The 25,582-nt window shown below is 68.0% G+C and carries 23 protein-coding genes; 9 read left to right on the forward strand and 14 right to left on the reverse strand.

The window, feature by feature from the left end:
- Window positions 1-77: 77 nt before the first annotated feature.
- The 5 genes from WT26_RS21155 (at window position 78) to WT26_RS21175 (ending at window position 5,909) form a co-directional block, all read left to right on the forward strand.
- On the forward strand, window positions 78-1,316 hold the full coding sequence (locus WT26_RS21155) for a CaiB/BaiF CoA transferase family protein (RefSeq protein WP_069273868.1): 1,239 nt from the start codon (window positions 78-80) through the stop codon (window positions 1,314-1,316).
- Entirely contained in the window at window positions 1,313-2,185 is an 873-nt protein-coding gene (locus WT26_RS21160; RefSeq protein ID WP_059524127.1) for an HpcH/HpaI aldolase/citrate lyase family protein, read from the forward strand. Before WT26_RS21155 ends, WT26_RS21160 begins: the two co-directional genes overlap by 4 nt.
- Window positions 2,182-3,675, forward strand: coding sequence for an MmgE/PrpD family protein (locus tag WT26_RS21165; RefSeq protein ID WP_059666452.1), 1,494 nt, complete (start codon window positions 2,182-2,184; stop codon window positions 3,673-3,675). The genes WT26_RS21160 and WT26_RS21165 overlap by 4 nt, the downstream gene beginning before the upstream one ends.
- Window positions 3,672-4,691 (forward strand): cyclase family protein, encoded by a 1,020-nt coding sequence (locus tag WT26_RS21170; protein WP_069273869.1) that lies wholly within the window; start codon window positions 3,672-3,674, stop codon window positions 4,689-4,691. The genes WT26_RS21165 and WT26_RS21170 overlap by 4 nt, the downstream gene beginning before the upstream one ends.
- 288 nt (window positions 4,692-4,979) lie before the next feature.
- On the forward strand, window positions 4,980-5,909 hold the full coding sequence (locus tag WT26_RS21175; RefSeq protein ID WP_069275102.1) for a LysR family transcriptional regulator: 930 nt from the start codon (window positions 4,980-4,982) through the stop codon (window positions 5,907-5,909).
- Between the two features lie 16 nt (window positions 5,910-5,925).
- Here WT26_RS21175 and WT26_RS21180 read toward each other — a convergent pair whose 3' ends face one another.
- From WT26_RS21180 to WT26_RS21190, 3 genes are all read right to left on the reverse strand, one after another.
- The gene (locus WT26_RS21180) at window positions 5,926-7,395 is read right to left on the reverse strand and encodes an MmgE/PrpD family protein (protein ID WP_069273870.1); all 1,470 of its coding nucleotides are present in this window, start codon (window positions 7,393-7,395) and stop codon (window positions 5,926-5,928) included.
- A 44-nt stretch (window positions 7,396-7,439) separates the two neighbouring features.
- Entirely contained in the window at window positions 7,440-8,522 is a 1,083-nt protein-coding gene (locus WT26_RS21185) for a porin (RefSeq protein ID WP_059733109.1), read from the reverse strand.
- Window positions 8,523-8,716: 194 nt separating this feature from the next.
- Entirely contained in the window at window positions 8,717-9,619 is a 903-nt protein-coding gene (locus WT26_RS21190; protein WP_059666448.1) for an HpcH/HpaI aldolase/citrate lyase family protein, read from the reverse strand.
- A gap of 257 nt (window positions 9,620-9,876) precedes the next feature.
- Here WT26_RS21190 and WT26_RS21195 point away from each other — a divergent pair, with 257 nt between their 5' ends.
- From WT26_RS21195 to WT26_RS21210, 4 genes are all read left to right on the forward strand, one after another.
- Window positions 9,877-10,641, forward strand: a complete 765-nt coding sequence (locus tag WT26_RS21195; RefSeq protein WP_059524139.1) for an IclR family transcriptional regulator — start codon at window positions 9,877-9,879, stop codon at window positions 10,639-10,641.
- An 87-nt stretch (window positions 10,642-10,728) separates the two neighbouring features.
- Entirely contained in the window at window positions 10,729-12,009 is a 1,281-nt protein-coding gene (locus tag WT26_RS21200; protein ID WP_069273871.1) for a CaiB/BaiF CoA transferase family protein, read from the forward strand.
- A gap of 73 nt (window positions 12,010-12,082) precedes the next feature.
- A complete protein-coding gene (locus tag WT26_RS21205) occupies window positions 12,083-13,102 on the forward strand; it encodes a cyclase family protein (protein ID WP_059733115.1) in 1,020 nt (339 codons plus the stop codon).
- A 91-nt stretch (window positions 13,103-13,193) separates the two neighbouring features.
- Window positions 13,194-14,651 carry an MFS transporter gene (locus WT26_RS21210; RefSeq protein WP_069273872.1) on the forward strand — a complete coding sequence of 486 codons (1,458 nt, stop codon included), beginning with the start codon at window positions 13,194-13,196 and terminating at the stop codon, window positions 14,649-14,651.
- A gap of 20 nt (window positions 14,652-14,671) precedes the next feature.
- Here WT26_RS21210 and WT26_RS21215 read toward each other — a convergent pair whose 3' ends face one another.
- The 11 genes from WT26_RS21215 to WT26_RS21265 all read right to left on the reverse strand — a co-directional run bounded on the left by WT26_RS21215 (window position 14,672) and on the right by WT26_RS21265 (window position 25,548).
- Complete coding sequence (locus tag WT26_RS21215) at window positions 14,672-15,598, reverse strand: LysR family transcriptional regulator (protein WP_059854018.1); 927 nt, start codon at window positions 15,596-15,598, stop codon at window positions 14,672-14,674.
- A gap of 236 nt (window positions 15,599-15,834) precedes the next feature.
- Window positions 15,835-17,151: an MFS transporter gene (locus tag WT26_RS21220; protein WP_069273873.1), complete on the reverse strand. Its 1,317-nt coding sequence runs from the start codon at window positions 17,149-17,151 to the stop codon at window positions 15,835-15,837.
- A 69-nt stretch (window positions 17,152-17,220) separates the two neighbouring features.
- Window positions 17,221-17,658, reverse strand: coding sequence for an acyl-CoA thioesterase (locus WT26_RS21225; protein ID WP_059885931.1), 438 nt, complete (start codon window positions 17,656-17,658; stop codon window positions 17,221-17,223).
- Window positions 17,659-17,749: 91 nt separating this feature from the next.
- Window positions 17,750-18,571 (reverse strand): acetoacetate decarboxylase family protein, encoded by an 822-nt coding sequence (locus WT26_RS21230; RefSeq protein ID WP_059802116.1) that lies wholly within the window; start codon window positions 18,569-18,571, stop codon window positions 17,750-17,752.
- Window positions 18,572-18,632: 61 nt separating this feature from the next.
- Complete coding sequence (locus tag WT26_RS21235; protein ID WP_059802115.1) at window positions 18,633-19,151, reverse strand: cupin domain-containing protein; 519 nt, start codon at window positions 19,149-19,151, stop codon at window positions 18,633-18,635.
- A 2-nt stretch (window positions 19,152-19,153) separates the two neighbouring features.
- Window positions 19,154-19,807, reverse strand: coding sequence for a maleylacetoacetate isomerase (maiA, locus tag WT26_RS21240; RefSeq protein ID WP_196774831.1), 654 nt, complete (start codon window positions 19,805-19,807; stop codon window positions 19,154-19,156).
- Window positions 19,808-19,812: 5 nt separating this feature from the next.
- Window positions 19,813-21,750 carry an FAD/NAD(P)-binding protein gene (locus WT26_RS21245; protein WP_059802112.1) on the reverse strand — a complete coding sequence of 646 codons (1,938 nt, stop codon included), beginning with the start codon at window positions 21,748-21,750 and terminating at the stop codon, window positions 19,813-19,815.
- Complete coding sequence (locus WT26_RS21250) at window positions 21,747-22,655, reverse strand: N-acyl homoserine lactonase family protein (protein ID WP_059866373.1); 909 nt, start codon at window positions 22,653-22,655, stop codon at window positions 21,747-21,749. The genes WT26_RS21245 and WT26_RS21250 overlap by 4 nt, the downstream gene beginning before the upstream one ends.
- On the reverse strand, window positions 22,652-24,046 hold the full coding sequence (locus WT26_RS21255; RefSeq protein WP_059718152.1) for a KamA family radical SAM protein: 1,395 nt from the start codon (window positions 24,044-24,046) through the stop codon (window positions 22,652-22,654). Before WT26_RS21255 ends, WT26_RS21250 begins: the two co-directional genes overlap by 4 nt.
- 154 nt (window positions 24,047-24,200) lie before the next feature.
- The gene (locus WT26_RS21260) at window positions 24,201-24,842 is read right to left on the reverse strand and encodes a CoA transferase subunit B (protein WP_069273874.1); all 642 of its coding nucleotides are present in this window, start codon (window positions 24,840-24,842) and stop codon (window positions 24,201-24,203) included.
- Between the two features lies 1 nt (window position 24,843).
- Window positions 24,844-25,548 carry a CoA transferase subunit A gene (locus WT26_RS21265; RefSeq protein WP_069273875.1) on the reverse strand — a complete coding sequence of 235 codons (705 nt, stop codon included), beginning with the start codon at window positions 25,546-25,548 and terminating at the stop codon, window positions 24,844-24,846.
- Between the last annotated feature and the right edge of the window lie 34 nt (window positions 25,549-25,582).

The following is a 25,582-nucleotide window of genomic DNA, read 5'->3' on the forward strand; positions in this document are numbered from 1 at the left end:
TCGCTGCAAGACGATTAGTCATGCAGATGATTGCGGTGGGGCGGCGCGCCGTGCAATCCATCTGACTGGAGAACGGCATGGCCACTGTGGAAATGGGGGGCGTCGACGCCGGTGCGGCGTCGGACGCGTCCAAACCGGCGCCGCTCGACGGCATTCGCGTGATCGACGCCGCGACGTTGTTCGCGGGCCCGCTCGCGGCGACGATGCTCGCGGACTACGGCGCCGACGTGATCAAGGTCGAGCATCCGGACGGCGATCCGGCGCGCAAGTACGGCGCGCGTCGCGACGACGTGCCGTTGTGGTGGAAGGTGCTCGCGCGCAACAAGCGGGCGGTCACGCTGAATCTCGGCACGGCCGACGGCCAGCGGATCTTCCGCGAAATGGCGGCGCAGGCGGACGTGGTCGTCGAGAATTTCCGGCCCGGCACGCTCGAACGCTGGGGGCTCGGCTACGACGTGCTGTCCGCGCTCAACCCGCGGCTCGTGCTCGTGCGGGTGACGGGTTTCGGCCAGTTCGGCCCGTATGCGAGCCGCCCCGGCTTCGGCACGCTGGCCGAGGCGATGAGCGGGCTCGCGTCGATCACCGGCGAGGCCGACGGGCCGCCGCTGCTGCCGTCGTTCCCGCTTGCCGACACGGTCGCGGGGCTGACCGCCGCGTTCGCGATCATGACCGCGCTGAAGGCGCGCGAGCACACCGGGCGCGGCCAGGTCGTCGATCTCGCGATCATCGAGACGATGCTCGCCGCGATGGGCGCGCAGGTCGCGAGCTACGACCAGACGGGCCGGGTGCCCGAGCGCACCGGCAATCGTTCGCCGAACAATTCGCCGCGCGGGGTCTACCGCACGTCGGACGGCCAGTGGGTCGCGCTGTCGACGTCGGCGCACAGCATCGCGGAGCGCGTGATGCGCCTCGTCGGCCGCGCGGACCTGATCGACGAACCCTGGTTCGCGAACGGCGCCGAGCGCGCGAAGCATGCGGACGAACTGGATGCGGCGGTCGGCGGCTGGATCGGGCAACGCTCGCGCGACGACGTGATCGCCGAGTTCGAGCGCGCGCAGGCGGCGGTCGCGCCGATCTACGACGTCGCCGACGTGCTCCGCGATCCGCAGTACGCGGCGCTCGGCTCGGTCGTGTCGGTGCCCGACGCGGAACTCGGCGCGTTCCGCACGCACAACGTGCCGTTCCGGCTGTCCGACACGCCCGGCGCGATCCGCTGGGGCGGGCCGGCGCGCGGCACCCACAACGACGAAGTATTCGGCGCATTGGGACTGGCGCGGCACGAGATCGCCGATTTGACCGAACGGGGCATCGTATGAAAACCAGCGCAACCTACCGCAGTTACCTCTACGTGCCCGCGCACAAGGCGCAGGTGGTGGAAAAGGCGTATGCAAGCGAAGCCGATGCGATCGTGCTCGACCTCGAGGACGCCGTGCCGGCCAGCCACAAGGCCGAAGCACGCGAGGCGGCCGCCGCGATTCTCGCGGAAGGCCCGCCGAAGCCGACGTACGTGCGGATCAACCCGATCGGCAGCCCGTGGTGCCGCGACGACGTCGACGCGATCGCGCAGCCGGCGCTGCAGGCGCTGCGGCTGCCGAAATGCGACCTGCCGCAGCATATCCAGGAAGTGGCGGGCTGGCTCGACGCGCTCGGCAGCGATGCGGGCATCCAGATACTGATCGAGTCGGCGTACGGTGTCGAGACGGCTTACCAGCTCGCGACCGCGTCGCCGCGGCTGGAGCGCATCGGGCTCGGCGAGAGCGACCTGCGCGCGGACCTGCAGATCGGCGTCGACAACTTCACGCTCGAGGTGTGCCGCGCGCGCTGCGTCGTGGTGTCCCGCGCGGCGGGGCTGAGCGGGCCGATCCAGACCGTCTATCACACGCTGCCCGATCTCGACGGGCTGAGGGAATCGACGCTGCGCGCGAAATCGATGGGGTTCCTCGGCCGCTTCGCGATTCATCCGTCGCAGCTCCCGGTGATCAACGAGGTGTTCACGCCGTCGGAAGACGAGATCCGCGCGGCCGAGCGGGTGCTCGAGGCGGTCGATGCGGCGGCGGGCAAGGCCTCGGCGTCGTCGGTGTTCGTGCTGCCGGACGGCCGCGTGGTCGCGCCGCCGCTGATCGCCAACGCGCGCGTGACGCTCGCGCTCGCGAACAATCTTCGACTCAGTGGAGCACTGGCATGAGCACACCCGAGACGCTTTCCGCTCCGGCGGCGGCCGCCGCGCCGGTCGCGCCGGACCGCCCCGCGCCGCCCGACGGCATCGTCGGCGCGCTCGGCCGCTTTGCGGCGGAGGTGCGCGCCGGCGGGCTGGAGCACCGGCTGCGCATCGAGGCCGCCGCGCGCGTGCTCGACGTGGTCGGCAACAGCCTGATCGCCCACGACGAACCGGTCGCGCAGTCGGTGCTGCAGGTCGCGCGGCGCTGGGCGGGCACCGGCCCCGCGAGCGTGATCGGCGCGCCCGACCGGCTGCCGGCCGCGAGCGCCGCGCTCGTCAACGGCACGCTCGCGCATGCGATGGATTTCGACGATTCGCACATGCTGTCGGTGCTGCATCCGAGTGCGTCGGTGATTCCGGCCGCGCTCGCCGCCGCGCAGGCGAGCGGCGCGTCGGGCGCGGCGCTGCTCGATGCGATCACGGTCGGCACCGAGGTGTGCATCCGGCTGGGCGTCGCCGCCTACAACGAGCGGCTCGGCAATTCGGTGTTCTTCGAGCGCGGCCAGCACGCGACGTCGATCTGCGGCACGGTCGGCGCGGCGGCGGCCGCGGCGATGCTGCTCGGGCTCGACGCCGCGCAGATCGCGGCGGCGCTCGGCATCGCCGCGAGCATGGGCGCGGGCCTGCTCGAAGCGAACCGCACCGGCGGCTCGGTGAAGCGGATCCACTGCGGCTGGGCGGCGCATGCGGGCGTGAGCGCGGCGGAACTGGCGGGCGCGGGCGTCACCGCGCCGCCGACCGCGCTCGAAGGCCGCTTCGGCTTTTTCCACGCGTGGTGCGGCGACCTCGCCGACGTCGACGCGGTGCTGCGCGACCTGGGCGACGAATGGGAGACGAGCCGGATCATCTTCAAGCCGTATCCGTGCAACCACTTCACGCATCCGGGCATCGACGCGGCGCTGCAACTGAAGGCGCAAGGCGTGACGGCGGACGACGTGGTGTCGGCCGAGCTGCGGGTCGCGACGTCGACGCTGCGCACGATCGGCGAGCCGGCGGAGTTGAAGGCGAATCCGCCGAACGGTTATGCGGCGGCGTTCTCGGGGCCGTACACGATCGCGGCGGCGCTGCTCGGCGGCGGCGGGCTCGGCGTCTGGTTCGACGATTTCGACGATGCGCGTGCGCAGGACCCCGCACGGCGCGCACTGGCCGCGAAGGTGCGTTGCGTGGCCGATCCATGGTGCGATGCGCGCTTCCCGCATTTCCTGCCGGCCGTGCTGCGTGTCGAGCTGCGCGACGGGCAAGTGCGCGAGGCGCGGATCGAGTCGAGCAAGGGCACGAATTCGCGGCCGCTGACCGAACAGGAACTCACCGCAAAATTCGTGCTGGCGGCGAGTTCGGCGCTCGGCATGGCGCGCGCGCTCGCGCTGCGCGACGCGGTACAGGCGCTTGCCGACGATACACCGCTCGATGCGCTCGCGGCGCTGATCTCGGGCACGGAAGGAGGACACCGATCTTGAATGCACCCCGCTGGAAAAAGCGGCCGCCCGGCTCGAACTGGGGCGACTTCGGTCCCGACGACCAGAAGGGGCGGCTGAACTGGCTGACGCCGGACAAGGTGCGGCAGGGCGCAGCCGAAGTGCGGGAAGGGCTGTCGTTCTCGCTGAGCCTGCCGCTCGACGTGCCGCGCGGCGGCGGGCTGAACGCGCGGCGGCGGCCGCCGGCGATCATGCCGGCGCTGCTCGGCGACAAGCCGTACTTCGGTTATCGCGCGGACGAACAGGTTGCGAACGCAACCGATGTGGTCTGCGACGATTCGTTCTGCATGCACTCGCAGTTCTCGACGCAATGGGACGGCCTGTCGCACGTGGGCGGCGTGTTCGACGCGGACGACGACGGCGTGCCTGAAATCGTGTTCTACAACGGTTTCCGGATGGGCGAGCATCTGCGGGTGCCGCGGGAGGGCGACGCGACGGGCGGCGCGCACGCGCTCGGTATCGAGGTGATGGCGCAAACGGGCGTGCAGGGGCGCGGCGTGCTGATCGACCTGCGGCGTCATGTGGGCGACGCGCGCACGAAGGTGGGCTTCGCGCAACTGATGCAGGTGATGGAGGCGGACCACGTGCAGGTCGAGCGCGGCGACATCGTCTGCATTCATACCGGCTTCGCGGACCTGTTGCTGAACGATGACGGCGGATCACCGGCGACGGTCGCGAGCGCGTGCGTGCTGGACAGCAGCGATGCGCGGCTGCTGCAATGGATCGACGAATCGGGGCTGGCCGCGCTCGTGGCCGACAACCATGCGATCGAGGAACGTCCGCAGCATGCGCAGCCGCTCGCGCAGCCGGGCGCACTGATGCCGCTTCACGAACTGTGCCTGTTCAAGCTCGGCATTCACCTCGGCGAGCTGTGGCACCTGACGCCGCTCGCGAACTGGCTGCATGCGCACGGCCGGAACCGGTTTCTGCTGACAGCGCCGCCGCTGCATATCCGCGGCCTGGTCGGCGCGCCGGCGAATCCCGTCGCGACCGTTTGACCCTGCGGGCGGTGGCTGTGGCGGTGGCCGCCCGCACTTTTTTTGCAATGCGATCGGCTGGCGCAAAGCGTGAATTAAATTGTCGATTGGCAAGGCATTCAGAAGAATCGGCGCGAAACGGGCGATTTAATTTAAAAATATAACTAATATCGCCCGTTATCTAAAAAATATCGATGCGTCAAGATTGGACTATTCTTGTGCATTGCACTAAATATCAGGGGATTGCTCCGGTTGCGAAATGCAGCAGCCGCAGGCGGTGATTAACCTGTTTAGTGGATGGTCGCAAACATGAATCTACGTTCGATCGATCTGAACCTGCTGGTCATACTCGATGCGCTATTGACGGAGAAACAGGTCACACGGGCCGGCCAGAAGGTCGGCCTCACGCAGCCGGCCGTCAGCAACGCGCTGGCGCGGCTGCGGTTCCTGTTCAAGGACGAGATCCTGGCGCGCACCGCGCTCGGCATGGAGTTGACGCCGCGCGCACAGGCGCTGGCGATGCCGATTCGACAGATCATGCAACAAATCGAGGAATTATTTGAATCGGATTATCAATTCAATCCTTTTACGTCCGAGCGCCATTTCACGTTGCGCATGTCGGATCTCACCGAATTGCTTTTGCTGCCGGCGCTGCTGCGCTGCATGCGCTTGACGAGCCCGAATATCGGCATGGACGTCGTGCACATGAGTGCCGCCAAGACCGCCGACGCACTCGAATCGGGGCTGCTCGACCTGGCGATCAGCGCCGGCCTCGAACATTCGGGCACGCTGTCGTCGCAAATCGTGTTTCATGACCGGATGGTCTGCGTGATGAGCCGCAGCCATCCGGACGCGGGCGCGCCGTTGACGCTCGAACGGTTCCTCGCGCTCGACTTCCTCAACGTGACGATCAATCCGGTCGACCACAGCCTGGTCGACAACCTGCTGGCGAACATGAACTGCACGCGGCGCATCGCGCTCAACGTGCCGCACTGGCTCGTCGTGCCGAACATGCTGGATGCGCTGCCGTACGCCGTGATCATGTCCGAGCGGCATGCGCTGAGCCTCGACGATGCGCGGCTCGTGATCCGCGACCTGCCGCTCGCGATGGAGCCCGTCGCGTGGTCGCTGTACTGGCACCGGCGCTACGACGGCAGCAACGCGCACGCGTGGCTGCGCAGCCGCATCGTCGAGGTCGCGAAGGCACTGGAGCGGCACGGCGTCGCGGCGGAGGCTTAGCGGCTCTTCCCGCGGCTCAGCCGACGACGAGCAGCGGCGGCAGCGTCGCGACGTCGGGCTGTTCGTCGAGCCGCCACAGGTAATCGAGCGCCGCGCGGATCTGCGCCGGGCTCCAGTGCCGCCGGCAGTTCTTCGTGAACTTCGCCTCGTAGTCGTCGCGCCGCATCGGCCGCGTCGGCGAGCCCGGCAGGTCGTCCACCTGCTTCGTGCAGGTCGACCCGTCTTCGCACACGGCCGTCACCCGGTTCGGCGCGTGCGCGGGATAGCGGGCGGTCAGCGCCGGGTCCTCGCGCACCGCGATCCGCTCGATCAACGCGTGCAGCGCCGGATCGTGCAGCGCGTCGGGCCGGTAGCTCTCGGTCGTGATGTCGCCGTCGAGCATCGCGCGCGCGACGATGTACGGCAGGCTGTGATCGGCGGTCTCGTGAGTCGACGGCGCCCATTTTTCGCGGTCGCGGCCGGCCGTCACATAACCGACTTCGGTCGTGGCGATCTCGATGCGCCGGATGCGGCGCAGGTCGCCGACCTGCGCGGCGACGTCGAGCGCCGCCGGAATCGCGGTTTGCGTGAGCCCTTGCGCGGGATAGAACTTCACGAAGCACTTGCCGATCCGGAACGTGCCGCCGCGCCCGCCGAATTCGCGCGTATCGACGGTGAACGGCCCGGACACCTGCGGAAAGAACCCGGCCATGCCCTCGAAGATCGGCGCGGGGCCGGTCAGCCCGGCGCGCGCGAGCTGCGTCGAGAACACCGCGTTGCGCGCCGCGTCCGCATCGGCGAGCGCCTTCCAGTTCGACAACTGCTGGACGCGCGTCTGGTTCAGCGCGAGATGGCCGTTGATCGACAGGTTCACCGCCTGCACCAGTTGCGGCGCGGGCATGCGCATCAGCTTGCCCGCGGCGAGCGCGACGGCGGGCAGGCTGTAGCACGTGTGGTCCCAGCCGCGCGGGCTGATCGCGGCGGCGTCCATCAGCCGGCACGCGATCTCGTAAGCGATCGCGATCGACAGGACCAGGTCGCGGCCGTTCGCATGCTGCGCTTCGGCGACCGCGAGGCACGCGGACATGTTGTCGCTCGGATGGCCGGTCTCCTTGCCGGCGTACGCGTCGTTGAAGTCGTAGTAGCGCAGCGCGGTGCCGGTCGCGAACGCGGCGAGATCGGGGCTCGTGCGCCGGTTCGTGCCGACGATCGTCGACACGCCGCCCGGCGACGCGAGCGCCGCGTCGCGCGCGATCCGCACCGGACGTTCGTCGTGCGCGGCGATCGCGCAGCCGAGCGCGTCGATCAGGTGCGCCTTGATCGTCTCGATCGTCGCGGCGTCGAGGTCGCGATACTGCAGCCCGGCCGCGTAGTCGGCGAGCTGCTGCGCGAGATCGGGGTGGGGGGCGGTGGCGCCGGCGGCCGGCGACGCGCCGGCGCGGGCATGGGCGAACGGCAGCGCGAGCGCCGCGCCGGTCAGCGTGGAAAGGAAGTGGCGGCGGTTCATTGTGCGAAGACTCCGAAGGTTCCTGAAACTGGGGAGAGGCGAGGTCAGAACAGCTTGCGCAGGCCGAGTGCGACGCCCGCGCTGCTGGCGCGGTCGCCGGCCAGCGTGTAGTGGAGGAAGTTGTAGTTGTAGTTGTCGAAATCGAGCGCGGCGCGGCGCGCGTAGCCGCCCGCCAGGTACAGCGTGACGGCTTTCGACAGGAAGTAGTTCAACTGCAGCGTGACCTGCTGCGGGTTGGCCGGGTGCGGCGCGGGCGTCTGCGCGTTCGGCGCGTTCTGCGCGCGGATGTCCTCGTAATAGAACGCGCCGACCGCCTGCAGGTAAGGCGTGATCGCGTAGCGCACGCCGGCCCACCAGAACGTGTAGCGCGTCACGACCGACGGCGCGGCGACGCCGCCCTGGCCGTGCGTGACGCCGGCCAGCAGTTGCGCGCGGTCGACGGACACGATCGCGGCGGCGGCGTAGCGGCGGAAATGCGCGAAGCCGCCCGGCTGCGGCGTGTTGACGTTGTCGAACGCGGCGGCGAACGAGAATGCGCCGCCGGCATAGTCGAAGCCGGCGCCGTAGGCGGCGTTCGACTGGAACGCGCCGGGCGTGCCGCCGAACGAATAGTGCGTTTCGAGCGTCAGCGGGCCGATCTTTGCCAGGTACTTGGCGACGTTGTTCTCGCGGAAGTTGACGCCGACGATCGCACCGGCCGGCTCGTACAGCGTCGAGTACGCGCCCGTCGGCGAATAGCGCTCCATGACGTCGAACAGCGTCGTGTACTGGTGGCCGAGCCGCAACGCACCCCAGCGCTCGTGCTGCAGTCCGACCCACGCGGAGCGGTCGAAGCCGCCCGCGCCGGTGCCGGTGCCGTTGTTCAGGTTGATGCCGCTTTCGAGCCGGAACGCGGCCTGCCAGCCGCCGCCGAGGTCCTCGACGCCCTTCAGCCCCCAGCGCGAGCCGCTCTTGCCGCCCGACGCCATCCGCACGAGCGACGCCGACGACTTGTCGCCGGGCGCGGCCTGGTGGGTGAGGAATTCCGTATAGATGTCGGCCACGCCATACAGCGTGATCGTGCTCTGCGCGCAGGCGCCGGCCGATACGAGGCCCAGTCCGCACAGTGCGGACATCCGCTTGCCCATGGCTTGTCTCCTTCCAGGGTTTTGTTCTTTGTTCGAGTTCGGCGCCGCGCCGGTCGAGCGGTGCGGCGGTGCTGCGGGGCGACGCTATCCGGGCCGGGTGGCGAACGGGCGGCATCGTGACGGGACGCCTGCGCGCATCGCGCGACGCGCGCAGGCATGGGAACGGCGCGCAGCGATGACGGGCGGCGCTGGCATCACCGGGGCGTGCCGTCCGCGCGCGCCTGTACGGCCGCGTGACGCGCGAGCACGCGCTTCGCGCGGGCGACGCCGGGCGCGTCGACCATCCGGCCGTCGACGCGCAGCGCGCCGCGCCCGTTCGCGCGCGCGTCGTCGTAGGCGGCCAGCACCGCGTGCGCGTCGCGCACCGCGGCGTCGTCGGGCCGGAACGCACGGTTGAGCGCACCGACCTGCAGCGGGTGGATACAGGTCGCGCCCGCATAGCCGAGCTCCGCGGACGCGCGCGCGATGCGCTCGAACGCGTCGAGATCGCGCAGTTCGTCGAGGCCGCCGATGAGGCCGAGCGGCAGGATGCCGGCGGCGCGCGCGGCGATGATCAGCAACTGCTTCGGCACGCGCAGCACGTCGGCGTTCGCGCCGCTTTCGCAGTTCAGCGCGAAGTCGCCGCCGCCCAGCATCATCGCGACGACGCGCGGCGACGCCTGCGCGATCCGGTCCATGGCCTGGAACGCGCGCGGCGTTTCGACGATCGCGACGATCCGCGTGCGGCCGGGCGGCGCGCCGGCTTCTTCTTCGAGCGCGGCCAGCAGTTCGTCGATCGCCTCGACGTGCGAACCGCCGCGCACCTTCGGCAGCACGACGCCGTCCACGCCGGCCCGGACGGCCGCGCGCAGGTCCGGCACCAGCTGGTCGAGCGGGCCGTTGGCGCGCACCAGCAAGTCGCGGCCCGGCGCGCGCAGCGCCGGCACGGCGTCGGCCAGCCCGTCGCGGGCGGCCGCCTTGCATGCGGGCGGAACGCTGTCCTCGAGATCGAGGATCAGCGCGTCGGCGTCGCTCGCGGCGGCCGACGCGACGAAACGGGGCACGTGGGCGGGGACGTACAGCAGCGAGCGCCAGACGGGTTGGGATGATGGATTCATCTGCGATCTCATAAAATGAAAGTCACTTTCATTTTTGTGGTTGATGGCCGCATTCGTCAAGATTATCGTTAACGCCTAGTATCAAGGAACATGGCAGGATGATGAACGAACGAAGCTGCGCGGATTCATATTGATGTCATCGGCGATCTGCGTATAATGAAAGTGACTTTCATTTTTTTGATGCCGGCCGCCACACCGTGGCACCGTGGTGACACCACCGACGTGACACGGACAGCCCGGCATCGCACGAGGTGGACATGAACAAGGTGGAGACAAGCAATCCCGCAGAGGGCGGCGTGGCCGCGGTCAACCGCGCGCTGACCGCGCTGCTGGCGTTCGGCAACGCCCCCGGCGGGCTGATGCTCGCGCAGGTCAGCGAGGAGACGGGGCTCAACATGAGCACGCTGTTGCGGATGTTCGAGTCGCTCGAGCAGTTCCGCTTCATCAAGCGCCTGCCGGACGGGCGCTACGTGCTGGGGCCCGCCGTGTTCCAGCTCGGGATGATGTATCGCGAGTCGTTCCAGCTGCGCGAGTACGTGATGCCGATCCTGTCGAGGCTGTCGGCGGAAACCGGCGAGACGGCCGCGTTCTACGTGCGCGAAGCCGACCAGCGCGTGTGCCTGTTCCGCATCCAGGCGCAGCGCTCGGTACGCACGCACCTGCGCGAGGGCGACCGCTTCCCGCTGGACGTCGGCGCGGCCGGCCGTGTGCTGCTCGCGTTCAGCGGCACGCGCGGCGGCGACTACGAGAAGACGGCCGAGCAGGGCTACGCGGTGTCGATCGCCGAGCGCGACCCGGAAAGCGCGGCGATCGCGTGCCCGGCTTTCGGCGTCGGCCGCGTGCTCAGCGGCGCGATCTCGCTCGGCGTGCCGCGCTATCGCTTCAACAAGAAGGTGCTGGCCGACTACCTGCCGCGCGTGCAGGCGGCGGCCGCCGAGCTGACGCATGCGCTCGGCGGCGATCTGCCCGCGGCAGGCGCGGCATTCCGCGCGGCCGACCAGCTCGGCGCGCTGCTCGAGTAGCGCCGCGCGCGGCTGAGCGCGCCTCGCCTCGAAGTCAGCCTTGAAGTCCGCATCGAACGACGCACACACACCAACCAGGAGACAAGCATGTTCGTTCCCGACCCGCAGGCCGCTCACGCGGCCGGCGCGCACCGTCGCGCGTCCACCGGCCCGATTCATCCGAAACCGTTCGATGCCGGCGCGCAGGGGCCGCTCGCGGGCGTGCGCGTCGTCGACCTGTCGCGCCTGATGGCAGGCAACATGCTGAGCGTGCAGCTCGCCGATTTCGGCGCGGACGTCGTGAAGGTCGAGAGCGAGCGCGGCGACACGCTGCGCGCGGTCGGCGCGGGCGGGATCAGCACCAACTGGAAGGTATACGGCCGCAACAAGCGCAGCGTGTGCGTCGACCTGCGCGCGCCCGACGGAATCGAGATCGTCCGCCGGCTGGTGCGCGACGCGGACGTGTTCGTCGAAAGCTTCAAGCCCGGCGTCGCCGAGAAGATGGGGATCGGCCCGGACGACCTGCTCGCGATCCGTCCCGAGCTGGTGATCGCGCGGATCTCCGGCTGGGGGCAGACGGGGCCGTACCGCCACAAACCGGGCTTCGGCACGCTCGCGGAAGGATATGCGGGGTTCGCGGCGATCAACGGCTTCGCCGATCGCGAGCCGGTGCTGCCGCCGATGTTCCTCGGCGACATGACGGCCGGGCTGTCCGGCGCGATCGCGGTGCTGGTCGCGCTGCATGCGCGCGACGCGCACGGCGCGGCGGGGCAGGTGATCGACGTGTCGCTGTTCGAGCCGCTGCTGTCGATCCTCGGCCCGGCCGCCGCGAACTACGTGATGACCGGCGAGATCAAGGCACGCACCGGCAGCCGCTCGTCGAACACGGCGCCGCGCAATGCGTATCGCACCCGCGACGGCAAGTGGCTGTGCCTGTCGAGCTCGACGCAGGCGATGGCCGAGCGGCTGTTCCGCGCGATCGGCCGCGCGGAGCTGATCGACGATCCGCGCTACGCGACCAACGTGCAGCGCGTGCAGCACGCGGAAGCGCTCGACGCGATCGTCGGCGAATTCATCGCCGCGCGCGATCTCGACGCCAATCTCGCGTTCTTCGAAGAAGCGGGCGTGACGGTCGGGCCGATCCAGGATATCGCGCAGATCGTTCAGGATCACTATGTGATCGAGCGCGAGGCGCTCGTCGAGCTGCCGGACGACGACGTCGGCAGCCTGCCGATGCACAACATCACGCCGCGCCTGTCGGCCACGCCCGGCACGTTCCGCCGGCCCGCGCCCGCGCTCGGCGAGAACAATCGCGAGATCCTGCTGCCGCTGCTCGGCGAACGCGAATACGAGCGGCTCGCGGGGCTGGGCGTGATCCGCACGCGCTAGGTGCGACGCGCGACGCGCGACGCGGTCGCGAACGACGGCCGCCGCACCCTGGACATTGCATGGAGGAGACACCATGAAGCCACGCTGGACCCATCGGCCGCCCGGCTCGAACTGGGGGGATTTCGGCCCGGACGATCAGAAAGGGCGCCTGAACTGGCTGACCGCCGACGCGGTGCTGCGCGGCGTCGCGGAGGTGCGCGAAGGCCGCGTGTTTTCGCTGAGCCTGCCGCTCGACGTACCGCGCGGCGGCGGGCTGAACGCGCGGCGCCGGCCGCCGGCGATCATGCCGGCGCTGCTCGGCGACAAGCCGTACTTCGGCTATCGCGCGGATGAACAGGTTGCGAACGCAACCGACGTCGTCTGCGACGATGCGTTCTGCATGCACTCGCAGTTCTCGACGCAGTGGGATGCGCTGTCGCACGTCGGCTCGCTGTTCGATCCGGCGGGTGACGGCGAGCGGGCCCGCGTGTTCTACAACGGCTACCGGATGGACGAGCACATCCAGGTGCCCGAAGCGGGTGCGCCGCGCGGCGGCGCGCGTGCGCTCGGCATCGAGGTGATGGCGCAAACGGGCGTGCAGGGGCGCGGCGTGCTGGTCGACCTGCGGCGCCACTTCGGCGACGAGCGGCGCAAGATCGGCTACGCGGAGTGGATGGCGGTGCTGCGCGCGGACGACGTGATCGTCGAGCGCGGCGACATCGTGTGCGTGCATACGGGTTTCGCCGATCGCCTGCTCGACGCCGACGCGCGCGGCGAGCCCGGCGCGCCGGACGTGTGCTGCGTGCTCGACGGCCACGACCCGCGCCTGCTCGAATGGATCGACGCATCGGGGCTCGCCGCGCTCGCGGCGGACAACCACGCGGTCGAGGAGCGGCCGCGCGATGCGCGCGCGCGCGAGCGGCCGGGCGCGCTGATGCCGCTGCACGAGCTGTGCCTGTTCAAGCTCGGCATTCATCTCGGCGAGCTGTGGCACCTGACGCCGCTTGCCGACTGGCTGCGCGCGCACCGGCGCAACCGCTTCCTGCTGACCGCGCCGCCGCTGCACCTGCGCGGGCTCGTCGGGTCGCCGGTCAATCCGGTCGCCACCGTATGAACGCCGGCGCCGCGCGCACGCCGCGCCGGCGCCGGGTTTGCCGCTTCGCCGCTTCGCGCAGGCCGCGCGGGCGGATCATCGAGGAATCGCCATGTCCCATTCCCATGCGGCGTCGATCGCCGCCCGCATCGACCGCCTGCCCGCGACGGCCACCATCTGGACGCTCGTGCTGTTCCTGAGCGTCGGCGGGTTTTTCGAGGTCTACGACCTGTTCCAGATGACCTACCTGCCGCCCGGGCTGATCCGCGACGGCATCTTTCACGCGGGCTCGCACGGCGTGCTCGGCATGTCGGACCAGGGCGCGCTGGGCGCGGCGACGTTCGCCGGGCTGTTCGTCGGCGAGATGTTCGTGTCGCGCCTCGCGGACCGCTACGGGCGGCGCGTGCTGTTCACCGGCGCGCTGCTGCTCTACACGGCGGCGAGCCTGGCGATGTGCGTGCAGACACATGCGCTCGGCGTTCTCGTATGCCGTTTCATCGCGGGCTGCGGCATCGGCGCGGAGCTGATCACGATCGGCGCGTTCCTGACCGAGCTGGTGCCGAAGGCGGTGCGCGGCCGCGCGTTCGCGCTGTGCTTCGCGGTCGGCTATCTCGCGATGCCCGTGCTGGCGCTGGTGTCGTGGTTATGGGTGCCGCGCGATCCGCTCGGCCTCTCCGGATGGCGCTGGGTCGTGCTGCTCGGCGGCAGCGGCGCGATTTTCGTGTGGTGGCTGCAGTCGCGGTTGCCGGAGTCGCCGCGCTGGCTCGCCCGCACGGGTCGCGAGGCCGAGGCCGAAGCCGTGTTGCAGCGGCTCGAGCAGGCCGTCGAGCGCGAATCCGGCCGGCCGCTGCCCGCGGTCCCGGCACCCGTTGCAACGGCCCCGGCCCCGGCCCCGGCCGCTCAGCGCGCGCCGTCGATGTGGGATGCGCGGCATCGCGGCCGCACGACGATGCTGATCGCATTCAATGCATTCCTGAGCATCGGTTTCTTCGGCTTCAGCCAGTGGCTGCCGACGCTGCTCGCAGCTCAAGGCGCGAGCGTCACGAAGAGCCTCTGGTATGCGTTCGTGATCGCGTTCGCGTATCCGGTGTCGCCGTTCGTCGCCGGCCTGCTCGCCGACCGGATCGAGCGCAAATGGCTGATCGTCGCGTCGGCGTTCGGCGTCGCGCTGTTCGGCACCGCGTTCGCGATGTCGGCGCAGGCGCCGTTCGTGATCGCGTTCGGCCTGCTCGTCACGCTGTCCAGCACGGTGCTGGCGAGCAACGGCACCGCGTACCAGTCGGAAGTGTTTCCGACCGAGATCCGCGGGCGCGCGCTCGGTTTCGTGCACTCGATCGGCCGCCTGACGGGCATCGCGAGCAGTTTCATCGTCGCGCTGCTGCTCGAGCGCGCCGGGGTGTCGGCCGTGTTCGTGCTGATCGGCGGCAGCATGCTGATCGTGATGGTGTCGATCGGCGTGTTCGGGCCGAAGACCAACAACCGGGCGCTCGACGAGATTTCGGACGGCGGCGCGACAGGCGACGCGCCGGCGGGGGCGGGGCTGGACGCGCTGCCGTCGCGGCGCTCGTGAGCGTGGCGATGGCGCGGCCGCTATACGTCGAGCGTGGCTGGGTCCGCAGCCCGCGCCATCGCCTTCGGCAGATACTCCTCGAGGATCTTCACGACGACCTGGGTCTTCGACGGAACGGGCCGCGTGACCGGCAACAGCGCATGCAGGTCGAATCCCGGCACCGTGTAATCCGGCAGCAGCCTGACGAGCCGGCCGGACGCCAGCGCGTCGACGCACACGTGTTCCTGGAGGACGCCGATGCCCGCGCCGTTCAGCAGCAGCTCGTACACCGGCCGCCAGTGGCTCGTGCTGATCACGATGTTGATCGGTGTTGGCCGCACCGATTTCGACGCGCTCATCAGGCGAAGCTGGCCGTCGTTGAAGAGCCCCGTGACGCGAATGAACGGGTGCCCGACGATGTCGGTCGGCTCCTCCGGCAGCCCGTGCTTGTCGATATAAGACGGCGACGCGACCAGTACGCGTCGCACGTAGCCCAATCGACGCGCGACGAAATTGCCGTCGCCGATCTGGCCGAGCCGCAACGAAATATCGACGCCCTCGGTGACGGGGTCCGTGATCTCGTCGTTCAGGATGAGATCGATATAGAGCTGCGGATTATGTTCACGAATGACTGTGAGGATTTCCGGCAGCACCACTTCGCCGAGCCCATGTGGCGCGGCAATGCGAATGCGTCCGCGCACGATCTTGTTGCCGAGCGTGACGACGGCCCGCGCTTCGTCGGCCGCGTCGAGCACGATCTTGCTTCGTTGATAGAACAGGATGCCTTCATCCGTGCACGACACCGCGCGCGTGCTCCGGAGCAGCAATCTGACGCCGAGAAACCGTTCGAGCCGCTCGACGCGGTCGCTTACGGTAGGTTGGCCCAGGCCGAGATCTTTCGCGGCCCTTGACAAATTGCCACGCTCGACAACCCGCACGAAAATTCGCATGGCCGCCAGCAAATCCATAGTCCCTCGGATCGGAAGAATGTAGTTATTCTGGAAGACGAAAAAGCCTGTTCGTCCGTTTCTTTTCCGGCCAGCGGCGAGCGATTTTAGTCAACTTGAAATGTTGCGATATCGTTGCGTGGGGCGGATATGGAACTATACCGCCGATTTTTGACAGGCATTGATTATATTTTCGTAAAGAAAGGCAATATTCGATCGATCAATTCCTCTAACAATAATTCAATATTTCGATATTTTTAATCACTTATTTTACTTTTTCCCCGCGTGGAGGCGAACGAGGGCCGGGTGGCCGCAAGCAGCGCGGCGCCGATGGCCATGATTGCCACCATCAACAGCAGGCTCGCGCGGAAGCTCCCGGTCGACGTCCGCAGCCAGCCGATCGCCGCAGGGCTCAAGAAGCCGCCCAGCACACCGATCGTATTGATCAGCGCGATGCCGCCCGCGGCGGCGGGCCCTTTCAGATAGGTGGATGGAATGGCCCAGAATACCGTGTAGGCCATCCACATCGCGGTGGTCGCAACCGTGATGCAAATGAGCGAGACGTCGAGCCTGTCGCTCGACGCGACCGTGGCGGCGAGCGACAGCGCGCTGACCAGCGCCGGAATCGCGCTGTGCCAGCGCCGCTCGTTGCGGCGATCGGAACTGCGGCCGGCGACGACCATGCCGATGGTCGCGGCAACGAACGGAATCGACGAATAGAGGCCGATCTTCATCGGATCGGTGACGCCGCCGGCCGCCAGCAGGCCGGGCAGCCAGAAATTGATCAGGTAGATGCCGCAGATGATGCAGAAATAGGCGGCGCTCATCAAATAGACGTACGGATCCTTCACGACCTCCGCGAAACCGTGCCGCTCCGCATGCCGGGGCTTCGCGACCGTGTCGAGGAGTTCCTGCCGTTCCTCGGGCGACAGCCACGACGCCGTCTCGGGGCGATCGGCAAGCAGCACGCGAACCATGAGGCCGAGCGCGACGCACGGCAGGCCTTCGAGCAGGTACATCCACTGCCAGCCGGACAGGCCGCCCAAGCCTGCGAAGGTCGTCATGATCCACATCGACACCGGGCCGCCGAGCACGCCCGCGAGGGGGCCGCCGATCATGACCGCGGCGATGGCTTTCGCCCGGCGCGATTCGGGATACCAGCAGGTCAGATAGAACAGGATGCCGGGCGTGAAGCCGGCCTCGAAGACGCCGAGAAGAAAGCGCAGCGCATAGAACGTCGTCGCATCGCGCGTCACGACCATGGCCGCGGACGTCAGGCCCCACAGCACCATGATCCGGCTGATGGTCTTGCGTGCGCCGATCCGCGGCAGCAGCAGGTTGGACGGCACCTCGAAGAGCGCATAGCCGATGAAGAATATGCCGGCGGCCAGGCCGTATTGCGCATCGGTCAAGCCGATGTCGGACTGCATGTGCAGCCGGGCGAAACCGACGTTGAGCCGGTCGAGGCACGCAAACAGATAGCAGATGAGCAGGAAGGACAGCAGGCGGCGGTCGAGCCGGCGATACAGCGCCGACGTGCGATCGCCATTCTGGATCGAGACGACAGTGGACATGCCAGTCTCCTTGGACCGGTCGAGAGGCAGCGCCCGGCCTCGGACCGGGCACCGCATGGGCGTGGGCAGTCAGGCGACCTCGGACAATTCGGGCGCCTCCTCCTCTTGGTATTGCCTGACGCGAGCGCGGAACGTGTCCGAAAGCGGCACCGTCGATTCCGTCGCATAGTCGTAAGCGACGTGCGTCGACGCGCCTCGCGCGATCACGGTGTCGGTGTCGTTCGCGAGCGTGATCAGGTATTCGAGGTCGAAGCTCTTCGTGCCGAGGCGCGTGATGCGCGCGCTCACTTCGAGCGATTCCCCCCATTTCGCGGAACGGACGTATTCGCACGACGTCTTCAGCATGATCTGCGGAATGCCCCGATCGAGCGGCACCTCCAGCAGTTCATGCGCGTAAGCCATGTACGCATTCAGCATGTACACGTAATACATCGTCGCGCTGACGTGGCCGGCGGGATCCTGGTCGCGATACGTGACGTCGAATTTCTGTGTGAAGGCTCGGGACATTTTGGCACCTGTGGGTTGAGGTTGTGCCCGCCGGACTGCCCGGCGGGTCGGGTCAAGCAAAGGTTGAACATCCGGCGGCAGCATGGGCGCGCTACGACAGCACACGCTGGTCGAGGTACGGCTTCCCGCCATGCGCGTGCACGATCGAGCCGCCGCGCATCTCGATGATCGGCAGTTCGGCAAGCGCATTGACGACGTGCGCCATCGTCGGCAGGTCCGACCAGCTCGCGACGTTGAAGCGCACGCGCGCATCTCCGACGTGCCGCCGGTCGACCGTGACGTACGGGTCGTGAACCGGCGTCAGCGTGACCTGGCACAGCTCGGTCTCGCCCCAGTCGCCGGTGCGCGGCGTGTACTTCAGCATCAACGTGCCGTCGAGCCGGGCGGGCGGCGTGTCGGCGGCCGGTTCCCGCAGTCCCGCCACGCCGAGCTCGAGAAAGCGAAAGCCCATCCAGCTCGCTTCGCAATGCTGTTCGCCGTTGAAGTGCCGCGGCGCCGCGACATCCGCAAAGAGCTTCGGATGGCCGATCTCGTCGCGGCCGGTGATGATCGGATCCGCGAGGTTTTCCCATACCGCCGCGAGAAACTTTCCGGCAGCGCGGTCGCGCGTTCCCGCAAAGATCGCGGGCCAGCTCACGTGCACCATCGTGTAGCCGCGCCCGGCGAGCCAGTCGATGCCGGTCAGGTAGTGGAACTCGACGGTCACGACCGGTTCGCCCGCAAGCGTGAAGCGTTCCGGAAGATGCCGTTCCAGCCGGGCGGCATCGGTGAGAAACGACGCGGACACCGTCATGCGCGTCGGATTGCGGTGCGGGTCGCCTGCGAGCGCGTCCGGCACCTGCCGGGGGCCCGGCGCCGGTCCGAAGTGCGTGGGCATTCGATAGATGCGGCCCTTCTCGAACGTGTAAGCCAACGAACACCTCCTTCATTTGAAGGCGGACCGGCCGCCGCGTGCCGCCGGTCCGCGCGTCGTTTTACCGATGGGATGCGAGCCCCGCACCGGCATAGATGATTTGCAGCTCCCCCTGGATTTCGCGCATCAGGTTGCCGGAGCTCGCGTTCTGCGGAAGGTTCTGGATACGGAACAGCACGAACGGCTCGGTGCCCGACTGGTTGCCGACGGCGTGGTAGCACCAGGCGGGGACGTACACCGTGTCGCCCGGCACGAGCCGGTCGCTCGTCTGGTCGTCGCCGAACGCCATCTCTCCGGACCCCGAATGAACGATGTAGAGATGCCAGAACGAATGGCGATGCCGCTCCGTCATCTCGCCGGGCTTCAGTACCTGAATGACGAGCGACAGATCGGGGGCGACGGTCCCGTGCTCATCGACGTTGCCGCCGGACAGCGCAAGCGTGCCCTGCGGGTTATGCGGGCGGCTGCCCGTCAACGATTCGATCGACTGCCACTTCCAGACCACCGGGTCGGCAGGTGGTTTCGACGTCAGTTCGAGATATTCCGAGAACGAGAGGATGTCGCCTTCGATCGTCTGCATGGTTACTCCTTGTGGTACGCAGGGTTGGATGAACAGGTATCCGGATGGGCGTCGCGGAACGCGGCAAGCTGCATGCACGCATCGTGAATTCGCGATACGGTCGGATACGGCGTGATGTCGACGCCGACGTTGCGCGCAGAGACGATCTGCGGCACGAGCGCGATGTCGGCGAGCGACGGGCGATCGCCGTGACAGAAGCGGCCTGTCTCGGGACTGCCGGCAAGCATCGTTTCGAGCGCGGCCAGGCTCTCGACGATCCAGTGCTGCTTCCAGCGGAGCACCAGATCGTCGGCGCAGCCGGTCGCCTGCTTCAGGTACTGGGCGACGCGCATCGCCGTGACCGGGTGGGTGTCCGATGCGATCGTCTGGAACAGCGCGCGCACGCGCGCGCGTTCCAGCGCCCCGGCAGGCAGCAGCGGCGGCTCCGGATATTGATCGTCGAGATACTCGACGATCGCCGACGACTGCGTCAGCACATGGTCGCCGATCTGCAGCGCGGGCAGCAGGCCCTGCGGATTGAGCGCGAGATACGCGGTGGCGCGATGCGCGCGCGCGTCGAGATCCTGAACGACCGACGTGTACGCGACGTTCTTCAGGTTGAGCGCGATGCGCACGCGGAACGATGCCGACGAGCGGTGGAAATCATGCAGGGTCAGCATGGTCAGTTGTCCTCCAGCGCCGACGTCAACGCGGGTTCCAGCGCGGACGCGAGCGGATCGCGAGCCGGGGCGGCGTCGCCGGCCGGCAGGCCGATGCGGGCCGGGCCGGTCGCCTGTTCGGCCGCGATCATGTCGAGCAGTTCGAGCACGCAGCGCTCGGCGTCGCGCGTCTGCCGCGACGCAATGCCCGGACGCGGCAGCGCATGCGTGTAAAAGTGCGCGCCCTCGACCGGAAATCCGACGGCCCAGAGGCGCGTCCGTGCTTCCCCGTCCCGGCCGAGCGGATGCATGCCAAGATCGACGTCGAGTCCGCCAGGGTGGTAGTCGCCGTTCCGGTACGGACGGACGATGCCGCGGCCGAGCAGCGCCGCCGACAGCGGCGAGCCGTCGGTCGCCGGCGAATACGGATCGAGCCGCGCGACGACGAGCACGTCCGCGTAGCGGCGTTCCACCCGCTCGCCGTAATGCGCTTCGATGCGGAAGTGCGCGCACGTCTCGTCGGCGACAACCCGCGCGCCGGGACCGCCGGCGATGTCGAGCAGGCCGGCGCGGTGCAGGGCCAGATGCTCGCGATTGCGCCGCAGCGGCGGGCCGAACGACACGCGGTTGGTGATGGCGTTGAATTCGTCGACGAAGTATCGATGCGAATCAGGCGTCAGCCCGCCGTACTCGACTGCCGCGCGCAACGCTTCGCGCGTGTCGCGCAACACGTCGGTCGCCGCCTTGACCGGGCTCGTCAGGTTGCCGAGGAGCGCGTGCCGCAGGTCGTCGCGCATGAGCGCGTAGAAGAACGTGCGGAACGCGTCGAACGATTCGAACGTCCGGCCGTTGAGCGGCCAGAGGATCTGCTCGATCGCGTGAAGCTCGTCCGGAAGCGGCTCGAAGCCGTCGGCGTCGACGTCGCCGCCACGCAGCGCGAGCCGGTACGCGTAAGCCATTTCCTTGATGACCAGCGGCAGCACGTCGGTGCGGAAATCGATTCGGCTATCGCCCGTCGCGTCCAGCGCGGCAGCACGCAAGGCGGCCACTGCCTCCGGCGTGAAAAAGCGTGCGCGGTGGCGCCCCGTCAGTCCTTTCTGGTTGATCCCGCGCGCCGCGAACGGCAGGCAGTTGCGGGAGAACAGCAGGATCTGCGGCTCGAGCCCGGATTTCACATAGTCGAGCTCGCCGTCGCGCTCGACGTAACGCCCGCCCCGGCCGATCGTCAGCGCGGATACGACATCGTGCGCGGTCAGGCCGAAGCCCTGCACGGCGACGGTCGCCGTCGGCGCGATGTCGTCCAGCGTCTCGATCGGGTAAGGCGACGGAACATACGCGAGCTGCGGATTCTTGACGTGATGCCGCTCCGCGAACTGCGCGAAGCGCTGGTCGCTCTCGGTGGCCCGGCGCGTGCCGTGGCCCGTCGTCAGGAACACATAGTGCGCGAAGGCGGGTGCGCCGTCGTCGACGTGCAGTTCGTAGCCGCGCGGGCCCGGCACGAGATCGACGACGCGCGCGCGGCGATGCGTCACCGTGACGTTGCGGGGCAGCGCGGCGACGATCCGTGCGTAAACCCACGACAGATATTCACCGAGCAGGCTTCTCGGCAGGTGGTCGGCGTCGCTGAGCGGACGGCCCGCGTCGCCCGAAACCTTCCGGAACGCCCCGTCGACGTTGCGATATCCGCTCTCGTGCGCCCATTCGAGGAGCGACGGTGCGCCGTGCCGGCCCAGCTCGCTCGACGGCGCGAACATCGTCACCTGCGACGCGACGGTGTTGATCATCAGATGATCCGGCTGGGTCGACGGATGGGCGCCTTGCCCGCATTCGCCGGCGTCGAATGCCGTGATGTTCAGTTCGACGCCGGCCGGAATCCGGCTCGCGTGCTCGAGAACGCGCTCGAGCACGGTGACGCCGCGCGGCCCGGTGCCGATGATCGCGATCGAAATCGTGTTCGTCATTGTGTTTCTCCCGTTTCGAGTTGAACGTCGGCGGATGCCGTTGCCGGGTTCGATGCCGCCGTGCGCGAGGCAACGGCGTCGGTGTGCGTGTCGTGCAAGGGCGGCGCGTGCAGCGCGACGATGTCCGGATGCCCGTTCCAGCGCGGGAACCGCAATCGCACCGCCGGATCGTGGCCGGGAATGATGTGGTCGGGGCCGTCCGCCAGTGCTTCGATCGCCGCGTGTCCGTCGAGCATGCGCGCGACGTTGAAGACGATCGGGAACGGGCGTTTCGACCGGATGTGGTCCCAGTAATGCGCGGCATCGCTGGCCAGTACGACATGGCCTCGCGCCGTGCGCACGCGCACCACCTGCAGGCCGGCCGTGTGACCGCCGATCAGGTGCGTGTGGATGCCGGCCGCGACCTCGTGATCGCCGTCCGCGAATCGCACGCGTCCCGCGTGCAGCCGCTCGATCGCCGCGCAGACGTCGCGCGCCTCGAACGGCTTGCGAATGGCTTCGTGACACATGCAGCGCCCGGTGCAGTACGCCATCTCCGCATCCTGGATATGCAGCGTCGCCGCGGGAAACGCGCGGATGTTCCCCGCGTGGTCGTAGTGCATGTGCGTGATGATCACGTCGTCCACGTCGGCCGCGTCGATGCCGAGTTCGGCCAGCAACTCGACCGGCGAATGCAGATAGCGGCGCTTGCGCCGGGCGGCCGTCGGTGCGTCGAACCCCGTATCGACCAGCACCGTGCGGCCCATGCCGCGGATGACCCAGACGTAGAAGTCGAGCGGCATGGCCACGTCGTCGTGCGGATCTTCGCCGAGATAGTTCTCGCCGCTGCGTCGATCGTCATGCGTCGCATAACGGAGCGCGAATACTTCGTACACCGCGTTTTCATGAGCGGGATGGCCGTTCATTCGACTGCCTCCAGCAGATCCGGGCGCACGGTGTCGTGACGCGCCACGGCGATGGTCCGGCCCGATCCGCCGCCGTGCTCCATTGCAGCGAGTTCTTCCTGGAAGAAGAAGGACTTCTCGCCGAATGCGGGAACGAGCTCGTCGAACCACGTTGCATGCGGATCGAATTTCGCATAGAAGGGGCGGCGGACCCACTCGGGATTGCGGGACTGCAGCAGTTGCAGCGCGAACACCTTTTCGCCGGCGAGTTCGACGATGCCGTCCACCATCACCTTGCCGGGGAACGCGCTCATCGACGGGCCGCGCACGGTGCGGGCGAGACCCGACACCGAGCGGTAGGCGGCCTGGAAGATCTCGTACGCGCGCGCGAGCGGGAGCTTGAAGTAGTCGCTCGGCCCCGTGTCGCGTTCGACGAACATGTAGTACGGGATCGCGCCGAGCCGTACGCCCGTCGTCCACAGCTCGGCCCAGCCGGCCGGGTCCTCGTTGATGTGCCTGATCAGCGGCGCCTGGATGCGCACGCTCGCGCCGGTGCCGATGATGCGCCGCAATGCCCGCTGCGCGATCGGATGCTGCAATTCGCGCGGGTGGTTGTAGTGGCCCATGATCGCGAGGTTGCGCCCGGACGCGACCACCTTTTCGAACACGCGCAGCAGGTCGTCCGCGTCCTTGTCGCTCACGAAGCGTTGCGGCCAATAAGCGACGGACTTCGTGCCGATCCGGATGTTCTGGATATGGCCGAATTCCGGCGTGAGCAGCGGCTCGAGGTATTCGGCGAGCGAGCGGGCATTCATCACGAGCGGATCGCCGCCCGTTACGAGAATGTCGGTGACTTCCGGATGACGCCGCAGATAGGCGACGAGCTCCTGCGACGTGCGTGCGTCGAACTTGAGCTCGTCCATGCCGACGAACTGCGGCCAGCGGAAGCAGAACGTGCAGTACGCATGGCAGGACTGCCCCGCGCTCGGAAAGAACAGCACCGTCTCCCGGTACTTGTGCTGCAGGCCGCTCAACGGCACGCCGTCGAGATAGGGCACGTTGTGGGTCAGCTGTCCGGCGGGATGCGGGTTCATTCGCAGGCGAATCTGACGGACGACGGATTCGATGCGCGCTTCGTCGGCGCCGTCATGCACGAGGTCGCGAATCGCCGCATATTCGTCGTCCCTCAGCATGTCGCGATGCGGGAATGTGAGCCGGTAAATCGGGTCGTCGGGCACGTTGTCCCAGTCGATCAGCTCGTTCAGCACGTATGGATTGACTCGAAACGGCAGCACGCGCGAGACGACGTCGACTGCTTCCCGAAGCTCGCCCGGCAATAGCTGCCATTGCGGGGACTGGGCAATCGTATGTCTCGTAAACGGCTTGAACTTCCACATCTGATCCTGACTCATAACGACCCTCTCAGCGGTTTGGATTTATGAATGTGAAAACATCGGAAGCAATTGCCTGGTAACAAAACGATACTGCAAGGACTGCGAAACGATTACCGCAAATCGAAAGCGGCGGAACTGCGTCATGCCTGGTGCCGCGGTTCGCCGTCGAGCGTCAGGACACGGCGCTCACGTCGAGCGGCGCGCCGGTCTTCGCCCTGATCTCGCTGGCGGTCACGCCGTCGGCGAGCTCGAGGACCTTCAGGCCGGACGGCGTCACTTCGATCACGCCGAGATCGGTGATGATCAGGTCGACCACGCCGACACCCGTCAACGGCAGGGTGCATTCGTCAACGAGCTTGTGCTGGTCGCCCTTCGCGACGTGCTCCATCAGCACGACGACACGCTTCACGCCGGCAACGAGATCCATCGCGCCGCCCATCCCCTTGATCATCTTGCCGGGGATCATCCAGTTCGCGAGGTCGCCCTGCTTGCTGACCTGCATCGCGCCGAGGATCGCGAGGTTGATGTGGCCGCCGCGGATCATCGCGAACGAATCGGCGGACGAGCAGATCGACGAGCCCGGCAGCGTCGTGACGGTTTGCTTGCCGGCGTTGATAAGATCGGCGTCGACTTCGTCTTCGGTCGGCGACGGGCCGATGCCGAGCAGGCCGTTCTCCGACTGCAGCCACACCTCGACACCTTCCGGCACGTGGTTCGCGACGAGCGTCGGCAGGCCGATGCCGAGGTTCACGTAGAAGCCGTCCTGCAGTTCCTTCGCCGCGCGCGCGGCCATCTGGTCACGATTCCAGGCCATGTCAGTCTCCTTTCGCGCGTACGACGCGTTGTTCGATGCGTTTTTCGGGCGTCGCGTTCAGCACGATGCGCTGCACGAAAATCCCCGGCGTGTGGATGTGATCCGGATCGAGCTCGCCGTTCTCGACAATCTCCTCGACCTCGGCGACGGTGATCCGGCCCGCCATCGCGCACATCGGATTGAAGTTGCGCGCCGTGCGGCGATAGATCAGGTTGCCCGACTTGTCGGCCTTCCAGGCCTTCACGAGCGCGACATCGGCCGTCAGCGACGGCTCGAGCACGTAGTGGCGATCGCCGAACTGGCGCGTTTCCTTGCCTTCCGCGATCACGGTGCCGTAGCCCGTGTTCGTGAAGAACGCCGGGATGCCGGCGCCGCCCGCGCGCAGCTTCTCGGCGAGCGTGCCTTGCGGCGTGAATTCGAGTTCGAGTTCGCCGGCCAGGTACTGGCGCTCGAACTCCTTGTTCTCGCCGACGTACGACGAGATCATCTTCTTGATCTGGCGCGTTTCGAGCAACAGGCCGAGACCGAAACCGTCGACGCCCGCGTTGTTGCTGATGCAGGTGATGCCGTTGACGGCCGAATCGCGCAACGCCGCGATCAGCGCCTCGGGAATGCCGCACAGGCCGAAGCCGCCGATCGCGAAGGTCTGGCCGTCGCGCACGATGTCCCGGAGCGCTGAATCAGCGCTCGAATGAAGTTTGCTCATACGTGGTCCTTATGCCGATTCACGCCCGTCGGAC

Origin of the sequence: Burkholderia cepacia, from assembly GCF_001718835.1 — a bacterium.
GTDB lineage: Bacteria > Pseudomonadota > Gammaproteobacteria > Burkholderiales > Burkholderiaceae > Burkholderia > Burkholderia cepacia_F.